The sequence below is a fragment of the Domibacillus aminovorans genome, from assembly GCF_001643235.1.
In the GTDB taxonomy this organism is placed as follows: Bacteria; Bacillota; Bacilli; order Bacillales; family Domibacillaceae; genus Domibacillus; species Domibacillus aminovorans.
The window spans coordinates 1-24593 of record NZ_LQWY01000031.1 but is presented as its reverse complement, the minus strand read 5'-3'; the positions used below and the strand labels follow the sequence as shown (position 1 = coordinate 24593).

General features: G+C 39.9%; 24 protein-coding genes and 1 pseudogene. 17 read left to right on the top strand and 8 right to left on the bottom strand.

Translation table 11 applies throughout. The features are described 5' to 3' along the window. Positions 1–1170, bottom strand: coding sequence for an aminotransferase class I/II-fold pyridoxal phosphate-dependent enzyme (locus AWH49_RS11480; protein WP_063965819.1), 1170 nt, complete (start codon positions 1168–1170; stop codon positions 1–3). 245 nt (positions 1171–1415) lie between these two features. Here AWH49_RS11480 and trhO point away from each other — a divergent pair, with 245 nt between their 5' ends. Further along, positions 1416–2372 (top strand): oxygen-dependent tRNA uridine(34) hydroxylase TrhO, encoded by a 957-nt coding sequence (trhO, locus tag AWH49_RS11475; RefSeq protein WP_063965818.1) that lies wholly within the window; start codon positions 1416–1418, stop codon positions 2370–2372. A gap of 101 nt (positions 2373–2473) precedes the next feature. Here trhO and tatA (AWH49_RS11470) read toward each other — a convergent pair whose 3' ends face one another. The 5 genes from tatA (AWH49_RS11470) to tatA (AWH49_RS11450) all read right to left on the bottom strand — a co-directional run bounded on the left by tatA (AWH49_RS11470) (position 2474) and on the right by tatA (AWH49_RS11450) (position 6592). After that, positions 2474–2680 (bottom strand): twin-arginine translocase TatA/TatE family subunit, encoded by a 207-nt coding sequence (gene tatA, locus AWH49_RS11470; protein ID WP_018393377.1) that lies wholly within the window; start codon positions 2678–2680, stop codon positions 2474–2476. 17 nt (positions 2681–2697) lie between these two features. After that, on the bottom strand, positions 2698–4410 hold the full coding sequence (locus tag AWH49_RS11465; RefSeq protein ID WP_063965817.1) for a GMC family oxidoreductase: 1713 nt from the start codon (positions 4408–4410) through the stop codon (positions 2698–2700). Positions 4411–4479: 69 nt separating this feature from the next. Then, positions 4480–5238 carry a gluconate 2-dehydrogenase subunit 3 family protein gene (locus AWH49_RS11460; protein WP_063965816.1) on the bottom strand — a complete coding sequence of 253 codons (759 nt, stop codon included), beginning with the start codon at positions 5236–5238 and terminating at the stop codon, positions 4480–4482. 289 nt (positions 5239–5527) lie between these two features. Beyond that, positions 5528–6382, bottom strand: coding sequence for a twin-arginine translocase subunit TatC (tatC, locus tag AWH49_RS11455; RefSeq protein WP_063965815.1), 855 nt, complete (start codon positions 6380–6382; stop codon positions 5528–5530). Positions 6383–6394: 12 nt separating this feature from the next. Further along, complete coding sequence (gene tatA / locus AWH49_RS11450) at positions 6395–6592, bottom strand: twin-arginine translocase TatA/TatE family subunit (RefSeq protein ID WP_063965814.1); 198 nt, start codon at positions 6590–6592, stop codon at positions 6395–6397. A 364-nt stretch (positions 6593–6956) separates the two neighbouring features. On the opposite strand from tatA (AWH49_RS11450), the gene AWH49_RS11445 reads away from it, so the two are divergent. The 12 genes and pseudogenes from AWH49_RS11445 to AWH49_RS11390 all read left to right on the top strand — a co-directional run. Beyond that, positions 6957–7511: a biotin transporter BioY gene (locus AWH49_RS11445; RefSeq protein WP_018393372.1), complete on the top strand. Its 555-nt coding sequence runs from the start codon at positions 6957–6959 to the stop codon at positions 7509–7511. 29 nt (positions 7512–7540) lie between these two features. Further along, a complete protein-coding gene (locus AWH49_RS11440) occupies positions 7541–8947 on the top strand; it encodes an AMP-binding protein (protein ID WP_082862800.1) in 1407 nt (468 codons plus the stop codon). Then, entirely contained in the window at positions 8944–10008 is a 1065-nt protein-coding gene (locus AWH49_RS11435) for an acetyl-CoA C-acyltransferase (RefSeq protein WP_082862799.1), read from the top strand. The genes AWH49_RS11440 and AWH49_RS11435 overlap by 4 nt, the downstream gene beginning before the upstream one ends. Further along, entirely contained in the window at positions 9995–10318 is a 324-nt protein-coding gene (locus tag AWH49_RS11430; RefSeq protein ID WP_063965813.1) for a phospholipase D-like domain-containing protein, read from the top strand. The genes AWH49_RS11435 and AWH49_RS11430 overlap by 14 nt, the downstream gene beginning before the upstream one ends. 81 nt (positions 10319–10399) lie before the next feature. Next, the gene (gene spoVAD / locus AWH49_RS11425; protein ID WP_094777167.1) at positions 10400–11383 is read left to right on the top strand and encodes a stage V sporulation protein AD; all 984 of its coding nucleotides are present in this window, start codon (positions 10400–10402) and stop codon (positions 11381–11383) included. Beyond that, a complete protein-coding gene (locus AWH49_RS11420) occupies positions 11383–12048 on the top strand; it encodes a DUF421 domain-containing protein (protein WP_063965812.1) in 666 nt (221 codons plus the stop codon). The genes spoVAD and AWH49_RS11420 overlap by 1 nt, the downstream gene beginning before the upstream one ends. Before the next feature lie 101 nt (positions 12049–12149). Then, complete coding sequence (locus AWH49_RS11415) at positions 12150–12509, top strand: replication termination protein (RefSeq protein ID WP_018393366.1); 360 nt, start codon at positions 12150–12152, stop codon at positions 12507–12509. Positions 12510–12642: 133 nt separating this feature from the next. Continuing rightward, positions 12643–13362 (top strand): YebC/PmpR family DNA-binding transcriptional regulator, encoded by a 720-nt coding sequence (locus AWH49_RS11410; RefSeq protein WP_063965811.1) that lies wholly within the window; start codon positions 12643–12645, stop codon positions 13360–13362. A gap of 223 nt (positions 13363–13585) precedes the next feature. Next, positions 13586–14506 (top strand): tyrosine-type recombinase/integrase, encoded by a 921-nt coding sequence (locus AWH49_RS11405; protein WP_244886810.1) that lies wholly within the window; start codon positions 13586–13588, stop codon positions 14504–14506. Positions 14507–14784: 278 nt separating this feature from the next. Continuing rightward, entirely contained in the window at positions 14785–15081 is a 297-nt protein-coding gene (locus tag AWH49_RS11400) for a hypothetical protein (RefSeq protein WP_063965809.1), read from the top strand. A 749-nt stretch (positions 15082–15830) separates the two neighbouring features. Further along, positions 15831–18827, top strand: coding sequence for a response regulator (locus AWH49_RS11395; protein WP_063965808.1), 2997 nt, complete (start codon positions 15831–15833; stop codon positions 18825–18827). A gap of 420 nt (positions 18828–19247) precedes the next feature. Next, positions 19248–19442, top strand: a pseudogene (locus AWH49_RS11390) (YebC/PmpR family DNA-binding transcriptional regulator); the annotation flags it as partial. Between the two features lie 186 nt (positions 19443–19628). Here AWH49_RS11390 and trhA read toward each other — a convergent pair. Beyond that, on the bottom strand, positions 19629–20282 hold the full coding sequence (gene trhA, locus AWH49_RS11385) for a PAQR family membrane homeostasis protein TrhA (RefSeq protein ID WP_063965806.1): 654 nt from the start codon (positions 20280–20282) through the stop codon (positions 19629–19631). A 153-nt stretch (positions 20283–20435) separates the two neighbouring features. Here trhA and AWH49_RS11380 point away from each other — a divergent pair, with 153 nt between their 5' ends. From AWH49_RS11380 to AWH49_RS11365, 4 genes are read left to right on the top strand one after another with little or no spacing between them, the layout of a single operon-like run. After that, positions 20436–20714, top strand: coding sequence for a GNAT family N-acetyltransferase (locus AWH49_RS11380; RefSeq protein ID WP_063965805.1), 279 nt, complete (start codon positions 20436–20438; stop codon positions 20712–20714). Continuing rightward, entirely contained in the window at positions 20714–22033 is a 1320-nt protein-coding gene (locus tag AWH49_RS11375; RefSeq protein WP_063965804.1) for an FAD-dependent oxidoreductase, read from the top strand. Before AWH49_RS11380 ends, AWH49_RS11375 begins: the two co-directional genes overlap by 1 nt. A 16-nt stretch (positions 22034–22049) precedes the next feature. Further along, the gene (locus AWH49_RS11370; RefSeq protein ID WP_034285104.1) at positions 22050–22469 is read left to right on the top strand and encodes a universal stress protein; all 420 of its coding nucleotides are present in this window, start codon (positions 22050–22052) and stop codon (positions 22467–22469) included. 41 nt (positions 22470–22510) lie between these two features. Beyond that, the gene (locus tag AWH49_RS11365) at positions 22511–22984 is read left to right on the top strand and encodes an acyl-CoA thioesterase (RefSeq protein ID WP_063965803.1); all 474 of its coding nucleotides are present in this window, start codon (positions 22511–22513) and stop codon (positions 22982–22984) included. 417 nt (positions 22985–23401) lie between these two features. Here the strand turns inward: AWH49_RS11365 and AWH49_RS11360 are convergent. Then, the coding region (locus AWH49_RS11360) for a xylulokinase (RefSeq protein ID WP_063965802.1) at positions 23402–24593 on the bottom strand (1192 nt) is incomplete at its 5' end.

The window sequence follows — 24593 nt, the reverse complement described above, 5'->3', positions numbered from 1 at the left end:
TCATGTTTGTTTGATCACTTTTTTTAATTGATGGACAGCTTTCTCTAAAACAGATACCGGCTGAACGAGTGCAATGCGGACATATCCAATGCCGCCCGTTCCGAATGTGCTGCCTGGAATCATCACGACACCTGACCGGTCGATTACATCAAAAACGAAGGCGCGGTCATCGGTACCATAGGGGATTTTCGCCCATAAGAACATACCACCATCGGGTTTTGATACGCTCCAGCCGATCTCATGTAATCCATTGACAAGTACGTCACGGCGCGCTGTAAACTCAGCACGGAGCCGCTTTGTTATCTCTTCTGCATGATCGAGTGCCGTTGCGGCCGCTTCCTGAATAGGCGCGAATACACCATAATCAAGATTAGTTTTTAACTGTTTTAATACTGCAATCATGTCCGGATTGCCGACAATATAGGCAATGCGCGCACCGGCAAGACTAAAGCTTTTAGACAAAGAATTAATTTCCATTCCAACGTCCATTGCACCTGGAACGGATAAAAAGCTAAATGGTTTTGTACCGGTAAAATAAAATTCTGAATATGCCGCATCATGCAGCACAGCAATATGATATCGACGGGCGACCGCGATTATCTGTTCGAAAAAAGCTTGATTCGGCATAGCTGGAACAGGATTACCTGGTAAATTTATAATCATAAGCTTTGCCTTTTTAAGAATGTCTTCTGGAACGACCGAAATATCAGGTAAAAATCCGTTTTCTTCTAATAATGGCATATAATAGGGAACCGCACCGGCAAGTGTAATGCCCGACTCATAGGCAACATAGGCGGGGTTTGTTGTTAGAACGATATCGCCTAGATTACAAAACGCCAGCGGCAAATGCACAAGTCCTTCCTGAGACCCCATTGTCTGCACAATATCTGTTTCTGGATTTAGTTTAACGCCGGATCGGCGGTTGTAATAATTAGCGACCGATTCATGAAAGCGTTTCGTCCCACCGAGCGTGTATCCGTACGAAGAAATCGCTGCGCTTTTTTTGGCAAGAACATTTCTGATTTTTTCATCGGGCGGTAAGTCTGGGCTGCCTAAGCTGAGATCAATTAAATCAATGCCTTCTCGCTTTTTTATCTCTGTATAATTCTTTAAATCGCTGAAAATCGATGGCTGAAACGATGCCATTTTGATAGAAGGTTCAATAATCAAAAGGAGCACTCCTTATGTGTCAATATGTATGCATAGGCACTATTTTATCATATTTGAAGCAGGAAAACCGCTCATTCTAAATCAGTAAAAAGTGCCGTATACAAAGTTGTCAAGAACTTCTATCGTAAAGCAAGACAAATCGTATTAACAACGTGTAAAGTTATGATAAAATGGACATATATGCTCAATGAAAAAGAGCACGGATGATATGTGATCTTTCAAGTGAAATAAATAAAGGTGGGAAAATGATTTTGGAAAAAAAAGAATACAGAGTGTTGCTCTACTATAATTATGTCACAATTGATAATCCCGAAGAGTTTGCACAAGAGCATTTAAGCTTTTGCAAAGAACTCGGATTAAAGGGGCGTATTTTAGTTGCACAGGAAGGAATCAATGGAACTGTTTCTGGAACAATTGAGCAGACAGATGCCTATATAAAAGCAATGAAGAGCGATTCTCGCTTTGAAGACATGGAGTTTAAAATAGATGAAGCGGATGAACATGCGTTTAAAAAAATGCATGTCCGTCCCCGCAAAGAATTAGTGACGCTGCGGCTGGAGGATGACATTAACCCGAGACAAACGACAGGGAAGCATCTTGATCCTAAAACCTTTTTTGAACAAATGCAGTCGGAAGATACAGTCGTCATCGATGCCAGAAATGACTATGAGTATGAATTAGGTCATTTCAGAGGTGCAATTAAGCCAGATATTGAAACATTCCGTGATTTACCCGAATGGATCCGTCAAAATAAAGAACAGTTTGCAGATAAAAAAATCTTAACGTATTGCACAGGTGGCATCCGCTGCGAAAAATTTTCAGGATGGTTGTTAAAAGAAGGCTTTGAAGATGTCGCACAGCTTCACGGCGGAATTGTCACATACGGAAAAGATCCGGAAGTAAAGGGTCAGTTGTGGGATGGACAGTGCTACGTATTTGATGAGCGAATAGGTGTGCCGATCAATCGTGTGGAGCATGTGATCGTTGGAAGAGATTACTTTACAAATGAACCGTGTGAACGCTATGTAAATTGTGCGAATCCAGAATGCAACAAGCAAATCCTTTGCTCAGAAGAAAATGAACATCTCTATATGAGAAGCTGTTCGAACGAATGCCGGACACATCCTCGAAATCGTTATATCGCTGAACATGGACTGACGGATGAAGAGGTAGCGGAAAGATTAAAAGCACCTGTTTCATAAAACAAGTAGACATCAGGTTGTTTTATGAAGCTGCTTTTAAAAAAAGATTGATCAAAACGAGGGAAAGATACTCGTTTTTGATCAATCTTTTTTTCATTCAATCATTCGTTTGTATCGTTAAGAATTTTTATCTTTTCCTTTTTCGGTTCCTCTTCGTCATCTATAATACCTTTTGTTGATTTTTTAAATTCCGATAATGTTTTTCCAACGGCTCCACCGATTTCTGGCAATTTTTTCGGGCCAAAAAGAATTAAGACAATCACAAGAATAACAATTAACCCCGGCACACCAATTCCAGAAAGCCCCATTTTACTTCTCCTCCTTTTTAAACGAGCGACCCGCCGTTTTTGCTGTATTTAATGATACCTTCCGCACAGCGGTAGGCGAGTGCACCAACTGTGCCGTTCGGATTATAGCCGCCGTTATGGGCAAAGTTTCCTGCTCCGACAGCGAAAAGATTCTCTGCATCCCAGTGCTGAAGATACGTGTTCACCACACTGTTTTCAGGGTTTGTTCCCATAATCGTTCCGCCGGTATTATGTGTCGTCTGGTAGGGAACAATATCATAATCTGTCAATGGGCTGCCGGGCACGACTGTTTTTGCACCCATTTTTTTTATGATTTCTTCGGATTTTTTTGTAAGATACGTATGTAGTGCCCGATCCTGCTCCGTAAAGTTATACGTTAGCTGCAATAAAGGAACACCGTATGCATCTTTATAGACACTGTCAAGAGACATATAATTTTCTTTATACGGCATCGTTGCGCCCTGACCACCCACATTTAGCGTCCGTGTATAGTTGTGAATGGATGCTTTTTTGAAATCTGATCCCCACGTTGGGGTATCTGGCGGAACGGGATTCATTTGAATAGGCCGTACACCTGGCTGAGTCATCGAAATACTCGCGCCGTGGATGAAATCTACATCACTATGATCGAAGTTGTCGCCATTCCAGTCATCGATACTCATACCGAGTGCTCCCGCACCCATGAAAACATTCATCTGTTCATCGAAAAATCCGGTTGCGCCTGGAAGAACTTGATAGCAGTAGTTTTTTCCAAGTGTGCCGCGTCCGGTTGTCGGATCATACTGTTCACCGATTTTCGACACCATTAACAGCCTCGCATTGTTCATAACATAACTCGTCAATACGACGACTTCTGCCGGCTGGATAAATTCTTCACCTGACACCCGATCAACATATTTGACGCCAGCCACTTTGTTGCCTTCTTTTAAGATCTCGACAACATTGGCATGAAAGCGAATCTCATAATTGCCTGTTTTTCTAGCTGTTGGTACGACCGTTATTTCCGGAGAAGTCTTTGCGCCGTATTCACATCCGAACCTCTCACAAAAACCGCAATACTGGCACGCATTAATCTGTTCGCCATCCGGATTTTTATACGGTTCAGAAATGTTCGCAGATGGCAGCATAAATGGCGAATAACCTAAATCAGTCGTTGCTTTTTCAAATTTTTGAAGGATAGGTGTTTTTTTCATCGCAGGTGTTGGGTACTTATCTGAACGCTTTCCTTGGAAAGGATTTTTCCCATCTCCTGAAATGCCGGCCATTTTTTCGAATTTATCGTAATAGGGCTCCAGTTCGTCATACGTAATGCCCCAGTCCTGCAGCAAATAATCATCAGATAGTTTATTTTTTCCATACTTTTTATCGGTTATTGACTTAATTTCAAAATCATAAGGCAGGAAACGCCATGTGTGTCCATTCCAGTGTGTGCCAGCTCCACCTAAATTTTCACCAAGCAAAAAGGAGCCCATCTGCCGCATCGGAAGTGCTTCTTGTTTTCGGTTGTTGCGGAATGTAATGGTTTCTTTCGATAAATCTTGCATAAGTTCATAGCGGATGGCGTAGCGGAATTCATCATGAACTTGTGCGAAGTCGGCAGTACTGCGTTCTTTACCACGTTCAAGCCCAATTACTTTTAACCCTGCTTTTGCACATTCAGCCGCAATAATACCACCTGTCCAACCGACACCTACTGTGACAACATCTACTTTCTCCAATGTTTTGGCCATTCTTCTCCTCCTACTAAAAAACGTAATTATTCATTGGTCATTCATATAAAAAAGGGCTGCTGTTTATTTTTAATGCTGCATATTCTGCATACTGGACAGTGATTTCGGTTCGATTTTTTGGAACGCCTCTTTATCAATCACTTGTGCATATGAACCTTGATGACCAGGGAAGTTTTTCATGCGCCATCCATCCATATTATTGTTTCCACCGTACAACGGATCCGCATATGCTCCTTCGAGAGTGGCCTGTCTAAGAAGCTTAAAGAAAAAGGCAGAGGAAACAGCCGTCATCGGCACTTCATCTTTTTGGAAAGCTGTTAAAATTTCATCCATCTGATTGTTCTCTAAGTCAGAAAAACCTTTTTTAAAACGACTTTGCGATTCTGATTCTATTTTCGCAATTCCCTGCTGAAAAATTTCTGCACGCGTCAGTCGGCTCTGGTATCCTTGGGTAGATTGTCCTGCTTTAAACGGTCCTTGCATATACTCTTTCGAATTGTTACCGTAGTTGCCGGCCAGCTGGTGATCGATAAAATAAGGCACGTCAAGCTCGATGGCGCCTGGACCAAGGTCATCCTTTGGAAAGATCCGTTCCGTCGCTGCTGATAAAATCATAAAGTCCTTGTCGTTCGTAAAGAACATACGCGCTCTGCTGCTTGCAACTCCGTGCTGCTCACCACTTGTCATTACGTTACTTATTTGCTTATTATCTTTCGTGTTGTAGCCGACAAGCCCGCCGATCAGACCGCCGCCAACAAGTGCACCGGCAGCAATTCCCGTTGTTTTTAGAAAGCCGCGTCTCGACAATCCTTTTTCATTATCCGGCATGATAAACCTCCTAAAATTCACATTTACTAATTTATCTTAGAGTGCCACGCAGTCTTATAGTTCCATCCGTTTGGCTAGACTGACTAACAGCATGGCGTGATCTACCTCTATATAATTCTCCATTAAATCCATTGTTTATACTCTTAAAGAAATATTTAGGTAAAAAATAGCTCTATTATTGCAGAGTAATAAGCAGGCATCTGGTTGTTGTGTGAAACTGCTTTTTTAAAAAAAGATTGATCAAAACGAGTGAATGATACCCGTTTTTGATCAATCTTTTTTCATTCAATCATTCATTTGTCTCGTTAAGAATGTGTATATGTTCTGATTTGGCACGACGACGTTCAATAAACGTGACAATATAAATACTGATCTCGTACAATAAAATCATAGGGAACATAACAAGAAGTTGACTGATAAAGTCTGGTGGTGTAATGACGGCCGATAAAACAGCGATGATCAAGTAGGACCATTTCCGAACTTTTCGCATTGTTTCAGCAGTCAGAATCCCGATGGCTGCAAGAAATAGGGCAACAATCGGCATTTCGAAAAGTAACCCGAGCGGGACAGTCGACATCAGCAAAAAACGGATGTATTCTTGTGCTGATACCATGACATTAAAATTCAACGAGCCCATTGAAATCAAAAATTGATAACTGAGCGGATTCACGACAAAATAGCCAAATGCAACACCGGCTATGAAAAGTAAAAGCATCGCGGGGGAATAGAAGCCGATAAAACGGCTCTCTTTTTCGTTTAGCCCCGGTTTTACGAACTGCCATAAAAAATGGCTAACAAATGGCAGCGACAGTCCCAATGATAATGCAAGGGAAATAGACATATAAAACTTAATGACTTCAAGTGGTCCGAGAATAATAAGTTCATGGCCTCTCGTCACATATGGGAACCAAAAGTTGATTGAAGAGAAGACAATGATAAAAAAGAACAGGAAGACAACCGTGCTTTTGATTAATTGCTTCCGCAAATCGGTTAGATGCTCCACTAAAGACGTGCCTAGTTCTGAGAGCTCATTTGGACGATCAGTAACGGCTGACTCTTGAACCTGGCTTACTGCTACTTCTTCCATTGACACTTTATCCAGCGGACTTAAAATTTTTCTATTATGATCTCCATATGGATCCAATTCATCACCTGCTTACAATCCATCTGTTTTTTTCTCTACATTTTTAGAATCTTCTTCCTCATCCATAATGCCTTTTGTTGATTTTTTAAATTCTGATAATGTTTTTCCGACGGCTCCCCCAACTTCCGGTAACTTTTTCGGACCAAAAAGGATTAGGACGATCACAAGGATAATGATTAAACCGGGTACGCCAATTTGAGCAAGTCCCATTCTATTTTCCTCCTTTAACAATTCAACAACATTGACACGAAAGCGGGTATCGTAAATGCCTATTTTTCTTGCTGTTTAAAACCTTTACGATTCTGGTTCTAATTTAGCTATATTCTGCTGATAAAATCTTAACCTCTTTGTCGTTCGTAAAAAACATTGGAGCTTTATTACTTGCAGCTTCATGCTGTTCACTGATCTATATAAATGAACAGCATGCGCAATCTACTCTTCAATTTTTGCCATTAAGCTCATTATTTATACGAATAATAAGGATAACCTTTTGTTAACTAAAATAAAAATGGGTTGACAACAAAAACAAATCTCGATTACACTGAAAAAAACAATGTAATGGAGGAACTACAAAATGCAAACAATTCATTGGGTTCAAGCTGCCATGTTTGCGGCGATCATGGCGGTACTGGGCTTTTTACCACCCATTCCACTTTCATTTACACCAGTACCGATTTCGATTCAAACGCTCGGTGTGATGATTGCAGGCGGTGTGCTTGGCGCAAGGCTCGGTGCTGTCAGCCAAATCATTTTCTTGTTAACCGTTGCAGCAGGTGCACCGCTTCTTGCGGGGGGACGTGGGGGTCTAGCCGTATTTGTTGGGCCAAGTGCAGGGTTTTTAATCTCCTGGATCGCCGGTGCATTTGTCATTGGATTATTCACACAACGTGCCGCTAAGTTAACGGTACGCCGCACATTCGCTGCGAACGTGATCGGCGGCATCATTGTATTGTACGCAATTGGCATTCCAGTGCAATCGTTTGTTACAGGTGTTGGACTGCGTGAGGTAACCGTTGCAAGCATGGCATTCATTCCAGGTGATTTGATTAAATCAGTTGCGGCAGCCGTCCTCGTACCCAAACTGAGAAACGCATTGCAGGCGGTACCATCGTTTCGACGCGCTGCGTAAATTTTGATAAGATGGGGTGGGGGGAGTGAATGATGAATATAACGTCCACATATCCGCTCCGGGCACAAACGTGTCCGGAGCCGTTTTTTGTTAAGACAAAAGAGCAGACATTTACATATAAAGAGTGGGAAGACATGACGAAAAGAGCGGCGGGCTGGCTTTTATCCGTAGGTCATCCGGGTGAAACGATTGCTCTGACCGCTTTGAACAGGTGGGAAGTCTTAGTGATTTTTTGCGGAGCGGCCCGCGCCGGCTGGACATTTATGCCGCTCGATCCACGTATGACAAAGGCGGAAAGAGAAGAGCGGCTTCGTCTGGCGGCTCCAAAGCTATTTATCGGAAAAGATTCACTTGCTAAGATAGGTCAACTGATTATGAACACGGAACCGACAGACTTTTGCAGCGATGACGAAGAAGCGATTTTTTATTCAGGCTTTACGTCTGGGTCAAGCGGCGTACCGAAACAGTTTGGCCGCAGTCATCGTTCCTGGATCAAAAGTTTTGAGGCAGGCCTAACCGATTTTCTATTAACTGGGGAGGAAACAGCGGTTATAGCAGGCCCGATTCATCATTCTCTTTTCTTATACGGTGCTGCCTTTGCACTGTATACAGGGCAAAGACTCATTCTTCATGAAAAATTTTGGCCGCATCACATCACTCAAACATTGAAAGAAACGCCATCATTCGTTATGTATGCTGTGCCAACGATGCTTGAATCATTAATGAAGACAAATGATATAGAGGGAAAAGGATTCGTTTTTCTATCAGGAGCAGGGTGGTCTGCAGAACGAAAGCAGCAATGGGTAACACAATATCCAAACGCGGCGCTATATGAGTTTTATGGTGCATCTGAGTTAAGCTTTGTATCGTATATGACGCCAAAGGACTACAATCACAAGCCGTCATCTTCGGGCAAACTGAGCACAGGTGTTGAGATTGAGATTCGTCACGGCAGTCAAGTGCTTCCAGCAGGTGAAACAGGCACGGTCTATGTGAAGAGCTCGATGCTGTTTAGCGGGTATGTAAAGGATGATTCGTATGAAATGAATATCGAAGAAGATGGGTTTTATACGGTCGGTGATGCTGGATATATGGATGAAGACGGCTATTTACATATCATCGGGCGGGAACAGTTTATGATGATTAGCGGCGGTGTGAATGTCTATCCGGAAGAAGTGGAACGTGTCATATTGAAATATGCGGGTGTGAAAGAAGCAGCTGTGACATCCATTCACGATATACATCTAGGAGAACGCATTGTTTGCCTGTACACTGGAAGGATTGATCCAATCACGCTAAAAGCCTATACGAAAGCTTACCTGTCCATTGAAAAAATGCCGCGTAAATGGGCTCGTGTTGATTCACTGCCGCACACAACGAACGGGAAAATCGCCCGCAATGAGCTAAAAAAAATGGCATTGGAAGTGTTTATGTGAGTGTATACATAACAGAAGCGTATAGAACACCTGTTGGTATTAAAGATGGCATTATGAAAAATGTAAGCGCAGCAGAACTAGCATCACCAGTTATTAAAAAGCTTTTTAACGGTCTTTCATCAACGCCAGACGAAGTGATTTTGGGCAATGTCACAGGGCCCGGAGGAAATATTGCGAGACTTTCTTCCTTAATGGCTGGTCTGCCTGTTACTGTTCCCGGATTAACAATAGATCGACAGTGTTCTTCGGGCTTAGAAGCGATCCGTCTCGGTGCAGCGCTCATTCAATCAGGCGAAGCAGACACTGTCATTGCAGGGGGATGTGAAAGTTCAAGTACATCACCACGTCCTCAGAAAGCTATTTTTTCTCCAGATCATATTGGAGATCCGGAGATGGGGATGGCAGCAGAATGGCTTGCAGAACGAGAGCATATTTCACGCGCAGAACAGGATGAATACGCAATTCGCAGTTACCGCCACTATTATGAATCCATTGAACATGGGTTATTTCACCGAGAAATCGTGCCGATACGTGACATCCATGAAGATGAAGCGAGTATGAAAAAGCGCTCTATTGAAAAGCTGGCATCGCGCGCTAAAACGTCTTTCAAGTCAGGCGGAACAGTGACCGCCATCAATTCTTCCTCTTTTAATGATGCCGCGTGTGCCGTCACGCTTACTTCCAGCGCAGCAAACGGATTAAAATTGGTGGGCAGTGCGGTCGCTGGAGCGGATCCGAATTTTCCGGCAGCGACACCGGTACCAGCGATACAGAGGCTGTTAAAGCGACATGGTTTAACGGTAGGGGACATTGATTTATGGGAAATCAATGAAGCGTTTGCGGTCAAAATTTTATACACTGCACGTGAATTACACATTCCGATTAATAAAATAAACATCTACGGCGGCGGACTCGCCCTTGGCCATCCCTACGGGGCGTCTGGTGCTATGCTGGCTCTCCGCCTTTTTTATGGAATGCCTGAGCAAAAAGCGAAATATGGCGTTGCGGCAGTCGGCAGTGCCGGTGGAATTGGTGTCGCTGTGCTGTTTGAACACGTTTAAAGCAATCACACCTGGTTTAGTTCTTTCGAAAATGATGTATGTAAAACATGAAAATGAGGCAGTAGTCATTAGTGGATCAGCCAATCATACTTCACGTAATTTAAACAACTTTAATCTGGAGACCGATGTGAAAATTTCAGCGGCGAATGACAGTGAAATTATGAAAGAAGTGGACAGTTATTTTCATATGTTATGGGAAAATGACGGAGCGGTTTACAGTGCTGATTATGATAAACACGATGAAGAAATGGCATTTTTTAAACGAATGATGTATATGATTCAAAAATTTTTTCACTTTACAACGTTTTAACGAAAAGTGGCTTCGGCCGTTTTTTTGTGCATAAAAATGGTCGTTTGTTTCATTCTAATGAATAAAAAGGATGATTGGATCATGACATGGACATTCAAAACAAAACCGGTCATTATCGCAGCTTCTTCTGTCGGTGGTCCATTTGAAGCAAAAGGACCACTCGCGTCTACATTTGATCAATTTTTTGAAAAACTGGACGGCGGCGAGAAAAGTTTTGAAAAAGCACAGAGGCGCTTAATGGAAGATGCATCGATTCATGCGCTAAAAAAAGCCGAACTGACCAATGAGAAAGTCGACGTTTTTTTAGCAGGGGATTTAATTAATCAAATGACACCGACGAACTTTGCAGCACGGACGTTATCGATTCCGTTTATTGGTTTGTATAATGCGTGTGCGACGTCAATGGCGGGTTTTATGACAGGTGCCGCACTGATTGATGGCGGATATGCAACAAATGTGCTAACGGCTGCGGCAAGTCATAATGCAGCGGTGGAAAAACAATTCCGCTACCCGACAGAATACGGTGGCCAAAAACCGCCTATCTCTCAGTGGACAGCGACAGCGTGCGGTGCAGCGGTTCTATCAAGCAGCGGCACAGGTCCATATATTCATTCTGCTACGCCAGGACGGGTTTTAGACTATGGAGTAACGGATCCATTTAATATGGGGACTGCTATGGCACCGGCTGCTGCGGATACGATTATTCGACATGTGAAAAATCCTGAAGAGTATGACTGCATCATTACGGGGGATCTTGGAAAAACAGGGAAACAAATTTTTGTGAAATTATTGAAAGACAGCGGCATGAACTTGTCACAGACGTCTATGCTGGACTGCGGTGAACTGCTATATGGATCAGAGCCGCAAGTCTTTTCGGGCGGATCTGGTGCCGGTTGTTCAGCTGCTGTGACGTGCGGATATATATATGAAAAAATGATCACAAAAGAATGGACACGTGTATTAATCGCTGCAACAGGTGCATTATTGTCACCATTATCAGTCCTGCAAAAAGATTCCATCCCATGCATCGCTCATGCTGTCGAACTGCGAATGGGCGAAGCTTAATGGATATATATCATGTCATGTGGCGCTCGATCGTCCTTGTCCTGTTGTTGTTTGCTGTGACGAAATTAACCGGTAAACGGCAAATCGCTCAGTTGTCATTCTTTGAATACGTGACGGGTATTACAATTGGCGGTATCGCCGCTGAAATGTCGACGGGGCTCGAAAAAAGCTTCTGGCATGGAGCAACGGCGATCTTTATATGGGGCATAATCCCACTTTTAGCTGGTATAGCTACTTTAAAAAGTCGGAAAATACGTGAGTGGATTGAAGGGAAACCGACTGTCATTATTCAAAACGGCCATATTATCGAGCAAAACTTGGCAAAAGAAAAATACTCAACTGATGAACTGCTCGAGTTGCTTCGAATGAAGGGGATTTTTCAGTTGAGCGATGTCGAATATGCATTAATTGAAACAAATGGGGCATTAAATGCGTTGTTAAAAAAAGGGAAACGTCCAATTAGATATGATGGCGATGAAACCGAAAAAGAACCATATGTTGTCATTTTAGAAGGGAACATTCAGTTTGAAGCGCTTGCAAAAGCGAAACAAACTCCTTCTTGGCTTCAAGTGGAACTGCAAAAACGAAAAGTGAAAATCGAGCAAGTCTTTATTGCACAAGCGGATTCAGAAAAAAATTTAACGATCGAATTATATAAAAAATAATAATACATTATGTGCAAAATTCAAATTTATCAATTTAAACACACGTCTATAATAAAATATGGTAAAATAGAAAAAATAGTATAGACGAGGATGTGATCATAATGCCTAGAGGAGAAGGTAAATTTTTAATTAAGCAACGGGCTTTTTTAAAGTTATATATGATTCGATTTGTCGAAGAACATAAAATGTATGGCATGCAGGCAATGGATGAACTAAAAACATCATTTAAACCGTTAGGATACGAGCCGAATCATTCTGAAATTTACCGGTCACTGCATGATTTGATTGACGATGGCATTTTAATGCGGACGAAAAAAGTTCAAGAAGGGGCTAAATATAAAGAGATTGTCGTTTATCAATTTGCGGATTATGAAAAAGCAAAACTATATAAAAAGCAAGTAAAAACAGATCTTGATCGTAGCATGTCTCTTCTTAGAAAAGCGTTGGAAGATGTGTATTAAATAACCGTATAAAAATGGATATGTGCAATGTTCTTTCGCTTACTGCTATATTGACACGATTCTATGCCATTGATGTATAATATATAGGCTAATGATTTGTATAGATTCTAAGTTGAGAAAGAGAGTGTTCATTATGGGCCGTAAGTGGAACAATATTAAAGAAAAAAAAGCGTCAAAAGATGCAAATACGAGTCGTATATATGCAAAGTTCGGACGTGAAATTTATGTAGCGGCTAAGCAAGGGGAACCAGACCCAGAATCAAATCAGGCGTTAAGAGTCGTACTCGAGCGTGCAAAAACGTACAGTGTACCGAAAACAATTATTGACCGTGCAATTGAAAAAGCAAAAGGTGGTTCAGAAGAAAACTTTGATGAACTTCGTTACGAAGGATTCGGACCAAATGGATCTATGATCATCGTAGATGCCCTGACAAATAACGTGAACCGTACGGCATCAGATGTACGTGCTGCATTTGGTAAAAACGGTGGTAATATGGGCGTAAGTGGATCTGTCGCCTATATGTTTGATAAGACGGCTGTCATTGGTCTCGAAGGGAAAACAGCAGATGAAGTACTGGAAATATTAATGGAAGCAGATGTAGACGTGCGTGACATTTTAGAAGAAGAGGAAGCGGTTATCGTTTATGCCGAACCTGACCAGTTTCATGCTGTGCAAGAAGCATTTAAAAATGTCGGCATAACTGAATTTACCGTTGCAGAACTAACAATGCTTGCACAAAATGATCTAACACTTCCAGCAGACGCACAAGAACAATTTGAAAAATTAATTGATGCATTAGAAGATTTAGAAGATGTCGGGCAAGTGTACCATAATGTGGATTATGGTGAATAATAGACATTATGGATTGCTGAATCCTTGCTAAATCAACGTTTATATAAACACTGTATAGCCTTTAACAATTGGGAATTTAGTGTATTTACAGGCGATTCAAGACGAATAACGATATACATGTTCTTAATTTGTCTTTGATACTGTGATGTACTGTAATTCTCCTGTTCAAAGACAATACGTGCTTAGAACTCACTTTTTGTATGGGAAATAATTCATACAGGGAGTGAGTTTTTTGTTATTAGAAGATGTTTATAAAGAATTTTTATTTGATTTGGAAATTAAGAATTACTCGATTAGAACAATGAAAGGTTACAGGAATAACACAAGAGCCTTTTTAAATTATTTAAAGAACGAGTTCGATCTTAATGAAGTTGAAGAAGTGGCTACAAGTCATATTAAGTCTTACCTCATGCACATGAAAAAGAAGGGATTGAAAGAATCCTATATCAATGGAATCCAAAAAAGTATTAGGGCGCTCTTTAGGTTCTGTTTAGAAGAAGGATATATAGCCGAGAAAAGAAATCCAGTTATCGGTGTCAAATTGATGAAAGAACCCAAAGTAATCATTAAGACTTTTACTGATAACGAGGTCAAAAAGATGATCGATGCTTACAATAGTAATACCTACTTAGAAATGAGAAACAAACTAATCATTATGTGTTTTGTTGACTTAGGTATTAGGAATTTAGAGTTATGTTCACTTACTCATTTAGATGTCATGGATACTACAATTAAGATAAAAGGGAAGGGTAACAAAGAGAGACATCTTTACATTTCACCAGTATTAAAAAAATACATGATTAAGTATGAACGGATTAAAGATATGTATTTCAAGGACAAGCTGATGACGGATTGTAACTATTTTCTGTCGCGCAACGGAAAATTACTGACAAACACAGCAATAGAGATTGTTGTGAAAACAGCAGGTAAAAGAGCGAATGTAAGAGAGATAATTCGCTGTAGTCCGCACACCATAAGGCATTATTATGCACAAAAACAGTTACGTTTGGGTCTGGATGTCTATAGTTTAAGCCGGCTATTGGGGCATGAATCAACTATTATCACTAATCGTTATTTACAGTCCTTACAAGATGAAAATATCATTGAGATAGCAAGATCAGCAAGTCCTTTAATGAATTTATAAACACTTGTGGCTGTATCTCTGTTGCTACTCTTCTTTGACAATTAAAATAGTATATGAAAAACCCTTTCAACTAATGAACATCGGACGAACTAAACAAAAATAAACACAAAAAAGCCCTGTGCTACCAACACGGGACTTCAACTTGCTGTAAAGAGTAGGGCATACTCAGTACTCAAAAAATACATATCAACAATGTAGAGTATAAGCCAATTTTTCAAAAAAATCAAGGCGTTATGCTTATTTGAGTATGCCCAAATTTAATTAAAGGGGCACATATCATGAAATCAGGTCATATCAACAACTTCAAACACTTATCAAAATTTTCTTCACTTAAAAACTTCAACTCAAATATCGAACAATGGATGATCGACATTAAATCAACATTTACAAAGTCGGAATTGATTGCATTGAAAAGGCTTCTTCGTTTCTCTGCTAAAATTCCGGGTATTTGTAATGCAAAAATCCAAACAATTATTTCAGCTACTCATGAGAAGAACGAGATGGGTGGAATTAGTCGTTCTACGTTTGAACGCATGTTGCGTAAAGTAAATATATTAATTCGTGAGATTTTGTAAGGAGAAAAGTACCTATACTTCTCGGATCAGACACCTAAAGAGATAAATAATTACACTGAGAAGCTCAGTGTAAAATTAGTCTATATATAAAACGTTAAAAGACAGATTTTATTCAATTATGTATTAAGTCTTAATCACACGGAGCGGTTCAGTTATGTGAGCCGCTTTTTTTAGTCTCATTAAAATAAATACACAATATGCAAAATTCATATACAAAATCATACATAGAAAAACAAGAAAGCAAGATCGACAGCCGTTTCTTTTTTATTTACATAGGCCGGGCGTATTAAAAATCTATGGAACATTCACTGTTTCCCTGAGCAGCTAGAAGTGACCTTGTAACACAGGGGATTTCGAAATTTCAGAAAGGAGCAAGTATGAAGAGGTTTCTTTTTTTAAGTATAAAATAAGGAGGGCTGAACATCAGCTGTCCTTATTTTGTGTGTAAGGAAACGAGGATCGGTGGCCTCTGAGAAATCTGTCACTAGTAAAAAGTGACAAATTTTTGTTAAGTCAGTAAAGATTTTTAAAGGAAAAAATGGTAGAATTCCCGTTGGGAAGAATTTCATTAGTAAAGAGGGGTTCAGCAAGTTGCGCATTCACGGAACACTAGGCTATGTAAGCCCCGTGGATTTTAAAAAAATGTCCCTTAAAAAAGTTGTTTGAATTAGTGTTATCATTCCAATATTTGTAATATTATCCAATGATAACTATGATATATTTTAAATTAATGGAAGTGGTGAAGTACATTGGAGAAATTAAGGAAACCCTTAATTTTCATTACGATTATCTATGCGCTGATTTATTATTTGTTTATTCTATTTTGGTCAACAAACACATTAGGAATGGGAATTGTAGCCGTTACGGGTCCCATCATAGCCCTAATATTTTTAGGTGTAGCGATATATCATATAAAGGAATTAGAGGAAAAAAGGTTCTGGTTTATTATATTCGCAGCGTGTTTTAGTTATTTTATTGGCGAATTTATGTGGGTAGCAATGGATTACCCTTTCCCTAGCTGGGCTAATTTCTTTTTTAACCTGTTTGTGATTTTATATAGCCTTGCTATTCTTTATAAAGTATATATGAAGAGGAGACAATACGGTTCTATTCAGTTGTTTTTTGATTCGTTTATCATCATGACCGTGTTGACAACCATAACGTGGGTTTATTTCTTAGAACCATTATTGCAATATGAAACTAGTACTTTTCATTTCATCCTTTCGTTAACTTATCCGGCTGCACACTTAGGGATATTGATAGGGATTGTGATGCTATTCGTTTCTTATAAATCGACTTTCCCACCTATTGTTTTGACCATCAATACTGCGGTCGTATTTATTTATACCATCGCAGAGTTTTATTACTTATATCGAGCCATTTATGACAATTATAATTATTTATCCCTTATAACCCCGGTGTGGAATATCTGTGTCATCTTAATAGGCTTATCAAGTTTTTATGGTAGTCATATTGACGTTCAATCTCCACAAGAAGAAAAAAATCAAGCTAAAAAGGTTCATAGTATATTCATTATCATCCCTTATTTAAGCTTAATGGTTTTAGTCATTCTTGCGATAATCAAAAAAGAAGCGATCTTAGGTATTTTTATTGGAGGAATGGTTGTTCTATTTTTTATTGTTATTCGGCAAGTCATTACAATTTCTGAAAATGGAACTTTGGTTCGCCAACTAAAAGGGAGAACGGAAGAGCTAGAAAGGCTACAGATTGAACAGTTGGAATTAAAAGAGGCTGCAGATGAACAAAGCTGGTTAAAAACGAGAATTGCTGAAATTGCTAACATGTATCCAGGAATTAGTGATTTAGAGACTTTAGCACATCTTTTCATTAGAAAGGTTACACCTATGGTCGGGGCGAGTTATGGCGTCTTTTATGTCAAACAGGATGAAGGGAATCAGGAAAGATTTCAAAAACTTGCTGCCTATGCGGATCACTATGAAAATCAAAAAGAGGTTGGTGCTAGCAGCTTTCAGTTAGGGGAAGGACTCGTAGGTCAGTGTGCACTAGAGAATCGCATTATTTCACTTCATCAAGTTCCAGAAGATTATATAAAAATTAATTCTGGACTTGGTAAGGCATCACCGTCCGATGTCCTAATCATTCCAGCGGAATATAAAGGAGAGGTACTGGCTGTTATTGAATTAGCCTCATTTACATCCTTTAGTGATCAAGAACTAATGTTGCTAAAAGAGGGAATGAGCAATCTTGGTATTAATATTCAGAGTATTTTGAGGCAAATGAAGATAGAAAAGTTGCTTCAAGAATCACAGGCTTTAACGGAAGAATTGCAGAGCCAATCGGAAGAACTTCAATCACAGCAAGAGGAGTTAAGAACCGTTAATGAACAATTGGAAGAGCAATATGAACATTCCGAACAGAAGACAAGAGAAGTCGAAAAAGTAAAAGATGCTCTGGAAGAAAAGGCACAGCAGTTAACGCTCAGTTCGCAATATAAATCAGAATTCTTAGCGAATATGTCTCATGAGCTGAGAACGCCTCTTAACAGCTTGTTAATACTGGCTCAAACGCTTACCGATAATATCGATGGAAACCTTACGGATAAACAGGTGAGTTACGCGAAAACCATCTACTCATCAGGAAATGATTTATTGCATTTAATCAATGATATTTTAGACATCGTGAAAATTGAAGCTGGAAAAACAGAAGTGATATCGAAAGACGTGGAACTGACTAATGTGAAAGAATTTGTGGAGGCGCAATTTACTCCTGTCGCCCGCAAGAAAAATATTAAACTTCATGTTCAGCTCGCTTCTGATTTACCGGAAATGATTCATACGGACAAACAGCGGCTGCAGCAAATTTTGAAAAATTTATTATCAAATGCCTTTAAATTTACCGAACATGGGGCTGTCACATTAACGATGGAAAAAGCGAAAAAAGGAAGGTTTGGAGAAGAGCAAGAGGATGCTTTCACTCAGTCCAATATAGAGTTTGTCTTTTCCGTTAAAGATACAGGAATTGGGATTGCAGCAGAAAATCAAGGCATTATTTTCGACGCATTTAAACAAGCGGATGGGACAATTAGCCGAAAATATGGAGGAACGGGATTAGGGCTGTCCATTAGCAGAGAACTCGCTCATCTATTAGGCGGTTTCATTGAAGTCGAAAGCATAGGAGGCGATGGAAGCACCTTTACGTTATATTTGCCTCATTACCAAAACATCGCAAGCGAGGAAGATCAAAACATAGCAAGGAAGGAAATAGCCATTTCTGAAGCAGCGACAGCGACAGCGCTTCTTGAAAATCCAAGCACCGCACCTGTTGCTTCGGCTGAGTATCCGTTTCAGACGGAAGATTCTTGGAAACAAGCACAAGGAAGGAAAGCGTTGTTAGAAGGGAAGAAAATACTCGTAGTGGATGACGATATGCGTAATGTCTTTGCTTTAACAACAGCGCTTGAAAGCTATCAAGTTGAGGTGGTGTTTGCGGAAAATGGAAAAGACGGGATTACCGTTTTGCAAGGAAACCCAGACATCGATCTCGTTATTATGGATATTATGATGCCTGAAATGGATGGATTTGAGACGATTCGAGTGATCCGTCAATTACCTGAATTTCAAAGTGTCCCAATCATTGCCCTAACAGCTAAAGCAATGAAAAATGATCGACAGGAATGTATTGAGGCAGGAGCATCCGATTATATTAGTAAACCGGTCAATTTAGATCAGCTATTTTCAATCATACGGGTATGGTTATACAGATAGGTGGGAGGGTTCTGGTGCAAATATAGTATTCTATTCTTGAAGAAAAGGCACAGCAATTGGAGCGTCTACACTTATCTGGACAGAAAATTATGTATTAAGTCTTTGTCAAACGGAGCGGTTCTGTCACATGAGCCGCTCCGTTTTATTTCATTGAAAAAATGCATAATGTGTAAAATACACAAACAAAACCATATTACAATAAAATATACACAATACACTCAAGATGAGTTAGATTAAAAAAACCTATAGGACAACCAATTTCTCCTACAGTTTTTTAACCTTCGGATGCAAACGAAACAGTTAACACCAATTTTTATAGTATTAAAAGTGATATACGCAGACTATGCTATGGTGAAAAAGTGCTTACTATGATATGATATATGTCTATATAAAAAGTGAGCAATATAAACGTTGAAAAGTCAATTTCATGCTGTGCAAGAAGCATTTAAAAATATTGGCATAACTGAATTTACCGTTGCAGAACTAACAATGCTTGCACAAAATGATCTAACACTTCCAGCAGACGCACAAGAACAATTTGAAAAATTAATTGATGCATTAGAAGATTTAGAAGATGTCGGGCAAGTGTACCATAATGTGGATTATGGTGAATAATATATGAAAGCAGACCTTTGTGATATAACGAAAGGTCTGCTCATTTAGATTGGATCGTTTTTTCTAATCAAGATTTGCAAAATCGTATCTGAAGCCGAGAATAATCATGAACGAAGTCATGAATGTTCTCGGTTATTCTATTTTAATTCGAAAAAAAATCCATTTTGGATTCAAAGTTGGATTTTTTTATGCGTCTGGCAGTAAACCGAGGACAGCAAAAAAGTGAAATATGCTGCCGGCAAGAACAAACAAATGCCAGATCATATGATGATATTTAAATCCGCGCCACACATAAAAAATGGCACCGACAGTATATAAAAGACCCCCTATTATAAGAAATGCAAATTCTGCTGGTGGCAGTGCAGCAACGAGAGGGCCCCAAGCAAAGACAATCAACCAGCCCATCACAACGTAAAGCAACGTAGAGAAGAGGATAAATCTTTTCACAAAGAAGCATTTAAATATGGTACCAATTAGAGCGATCCCCCAGACAATGCTGAACAACCACCAACCGAGTGTACCCTTCACTGCAATAAGTAAAAATGGTGTATACGTACCGGCAATAAAAAAGTAAATAGACGCATGATCAAAAATTTCAAATAAGTCTTTTACTTTTCCTTGTGGGAAGCTATGAACAAGTGTAGAAGACGTATACAGCATAAACATTGTGACACCAAACACTGTAAACCCCGCTAAATGCCAGCCGTCCCCGTACAGTGCAGAGAAGACTATAAGCAAGACAAGCGCTGCGATGCTGAGTAATGCACCGATGCCATGCGTAATTGAATTGGCGATTTCTTCACCTTTTGAAAAAACATGTGTTGTCGAAGAATCTTTCATCACGACAACTCCTTTCCAAGCGATCAAATAATGACTTTATTGTATCATATTCATCCCGTATTATTCCTGTACGGAATATGTAAATGGGTTTAAACACTTGTGCGTAAATGGGTATACTAATATAGAAGGCTATTTGAAAGGGGTTTTATAAAAATGGAAACGATTCAACATAAAGAGGGTATGTTTTATATAGAAAGAGAAGGTAAGCGTGTAGCGGAAATTACCTATGTTCCTGCAGGTGAGGGGAAAATTAATGCCAATCATACGTATGTATCAGAAGAATTGCGTGGCGGCGGTGTAGCAGTAAAGCTTCTTGATGCACTCGTTACCTATGCGCGTGAAAATAACTTAAAAATTATTCCAACCTGTTCATACGTAAAGGCTAAATTTTCTCATGGCAGCCAATATAATGACATGTTGGTACTAAAATAATGCGCTACGTTATTATTGGAGGGGACGCAGCTGGCATGAGCGCTGCCATGCAAATCGTTCGCAATGATCAACAAGCCGAGATTACTGTTCTTGAAAAAGGACCTATTTATTCATATGGTCAGTGCGGGCTGCCATATGTCATCGGCGGTCTCATTGAATCAACTGAAAAGCTCATTGCGAGAAGTGTTGATACATTCCGCTCAAAATACGGCATAGATGCTCGTATTTTACATGAAGCATCCTCTATCAATCTTAAACAAAAAAACGTATCCGGTACAAACCATCAAAATGGGCAGTCGTTTACGATTCCATACGATCGATTACTGATTGCGACCGGTGCAAGCCCAATTGTTCCAAAATGGGAAGGAGCAACGGCGGATAACGTGCATGTCGTAAAGACGATACCTGATACGGAGCGGCTTATCCAAAGTCTTGATGATAGTGTTCAAGACGTGGCTATTATTGGGGCAGGGTATATTGGTCTTGAACTGGCTGAAAATATTCACCGGCTACATAAACGGATTCGGATTATACAACGAAGCAGCCACATTGCGAAAATGTTTGATGCGGATATGTCTAAACATCTTCATTTAGAAGCAGAACGTCATGAGGTTGTACTCACATTAAATGAACAAATACAAGCTATTGAAGACGGACAGATCAAAACAGATCTTAATACGCACAAAGCCGATCTTATTATTGCATCTGTCGGCATTCGTCCGAATACAGACTTTTTAAAAGATACTGGTATGAATATGCTTGATAATGGAGCTATTATTGTCAACGATAAAATGGAGACATCCATTCCTGGCATTTATGCTGCTGGCGACTGTGCGACTCATTTTCATATCGTCAAACAAACACCGGACTATATTCCACTCGGCACGACGGCAAACAAGCAGGGACGGATTGCAGGATTGAATATGTCAGGAAAAACACGATTATTTCCCGGCATTACCGGCACGTCCGTAATGAAATTTTTTGATTTAATCGCCGCGTCTACTGGTATAACTGAAAATGACGCAAAAAAACTCGAGATTCCGTATAAAACATCGAGCATTCAAACACGAGATATAGCGGGCTATTATCCTGGAGCATTGCCGCTTCACATCAAGCTTTTATATCATCCGGATACAGGCCTGCTTCTCGGAGGCCAAGCAATCGGTATTAATGGAGCTGATAAGAGAATTGACGTGCTTGCAACAGCTCTTTTTAACAAAATGACCATTGAAGAATTGGAAGATCTCGACCTAAGCTATTCTCCTCCTGTCAACGGTGTATGGGACCCAATTCAGCAGGTAGCACGCCGAGCGAAATAAAGGTGGGAGGAATTTTATGTATAAACATATTCTCTTAGCCGCAGATGGATCTGATCATTCATACCGGGCGGCAAAACAAGCAGGGAACCTTGCAAAAATGTCGTCTAACTGTATAATTACGATGCTCTATATTATTAATTATGATGATTCAAAAAAAGCCGTGCTTCATCAAGATAGTCTTGTCGCTGCGCAAAGAGAACGGCGCGACAAGCTGAAGCGCCATGAATTATTGTTTAAACAAAAAGGGATCCGCTATTCCGTCATGTTGAAGCACGGTGAACCAGGCCCAACGATTGTAAAATATGCGAATGAAGAAAAAGTGGACCTTGTTATTCTCGGCAGCCGCGGTCTTAATAACTTGCAGCAGTTTGTTCTAGGTAGTGTCAGCCATAAAGTCGTCAAGCGAGTGAATTGTCCAGTCATGATTGTAAAATAAAACAGCTAAAACCGCCAACATGCAACATGGAGGGAGAATTTATGGAAAAAGCTTATTCAGTAGAACGTTCAAGAACCGTTCAGACAAAATTGGTCCTTCCGCCAGACACTAATCATTTACAAACAATCTTTGGTGGAAAGGTTCTATCTTATATTGATGAAATTGCTGCTTTGTCAGCTATGAAGCACTGCAACAATGTAGTTGTGACAGCTTCTATTGATTCTGTGGACTTTTTATCGTCTGCCACTGTTGGAAATGCTCTTAGTTTAGAAGCTTTTGTTACGTCAACGGGACGTACTTCTATGGAAGTCTATGTAAAAGTTCACTCTACTGATTTATTATCAGATAAGAAAACTTTAACGACGGAGTCCTTCCTTACAATGGTAGCCGTTGATCAAAATGGTAAACCTATTCCTGTTCCAAAAGTAATACCTCATACACAAGAAGAAAAAAGACTGTTCGAAACGGCTCCTGCTCGTAAGGAGCATAGAAAAAATAGATCCATGATTCGGTAATGTAAGTGTACTTAAATTTATATTATTTTTGTATGTGAACGATGAGAAAATAACCCAGGTAATTCTTCAGTTCAATAATATGCATCCCTCCCTCCCATAGTCTTTAGACAAGGGAATAGAAGTAAGGTCGAACGAAGCGTGTCTCTTAGCACGTCAATCGTTCGCCTTTTTTGTTTTTAACTTAAAAAAATCAAGCGAAAGGACAATGCTTTCAGCGGCCTTACTTTGGTACTCGCGAATGTGCCGTTCACTTTTCGGAGCCGGAACAAGCAGACGAAGCGATTGACCTGACTGAAGATCTAGGACCGATGTTATTTGATTTGAAGTTTCCGAAAGACAATGTAAAACTTTAACCACTATACCGCATAAAGCATCTTTTTTTGAATCTGTTATTGGTTTGAAACTGACCTAAAGGTCTTACTTCATAGCAAGTTGATGGAACAATTGTTTGTTCTGTACATAAGCATTTTTATAAAGCTCGTATATTTCGTTGTAAAATCCGGCAACTGTTGGATCTGGACGAACAGGTTCAGGGTTAATTCTAATAATAGTTTCACAAGCACTTTGAATGGAATCATATTTTCCAATGCCAACCCCCGCTGTAATAGCAGCACCAGTACAGGCCTGTTCTAACTGGTTTACTTTGTAAATTTCTTTGTTTAAAATATTAGCTTGAATTTTCAGCCATACATCGCTTCTTGCTCCTCCACCTGAAGCAATAAATGTGTCCATTTTTATATTTAAAGAATGAAAAATTTCTATGGAATCCTTTAAAGCAAAAACTACACCTTCCATAACAGAACGAATAAGGTGTGCTCTGCTATGCTGTAAAGTCAAGCCTAAAAAAGTTCCTCTTGCTAAATCATCCATGTGAGGAGTTCTTTCTCCAGATAGGTAAGGGAGAAACAGTAACCCTTCACTACCGGGTGTAACTTGCTTGGCCAATTCATTGATTTCCGAGTAAGAAAGGTTATTTAATATTTTTTTATTAAGCCAGCTGAGCGACAAACCGGCAGCTAAATTCGCTCCCATGATACTCCATGTCTGGGGCACTGCATTGCAAAATGTGTGAGTTCTCATTTCAGTCTCATAAATAGGTTCTGGAATAATAGAAAAGGTTTGACCACCAGTTCCAATCGTCAAAGATACTTGGCCGGGTTTCACAATGCCGTTGCCGATGGATTGCATGGATTGATCACCGCCACCATAAACAACAGGCGTCCCAGCCGCCAACCCTGTTTCTTCAGCGGCTTTTACTGTAACTTGGCCGGCAATATCAATCGATTCATGTACCTCCGGATAAAAATCGGGATTCAAACCTACTTTTTTGATTAATTCAAAAGCCCATTTTCTATTTTGAATATCAAATGCTAATGTAGCTGAAGCATCTGTAAAATCGGTACCACATTCTCCTGTCAGTTTTAAACGGATATAATCTTTCGGCAATAGCACTTTATTTATTTTTTCGTAAACAAATGGTTCATTCTTTTTAATCCATAACAACGATGGCATTTGAAAGCCTGTGAATATAGAATTCATTAATAGTTTTTTGACTGTTTCTCTTCCAACTCCCATGAAAATTAAAATCTCCGATTTAGAGAAAAAGGCA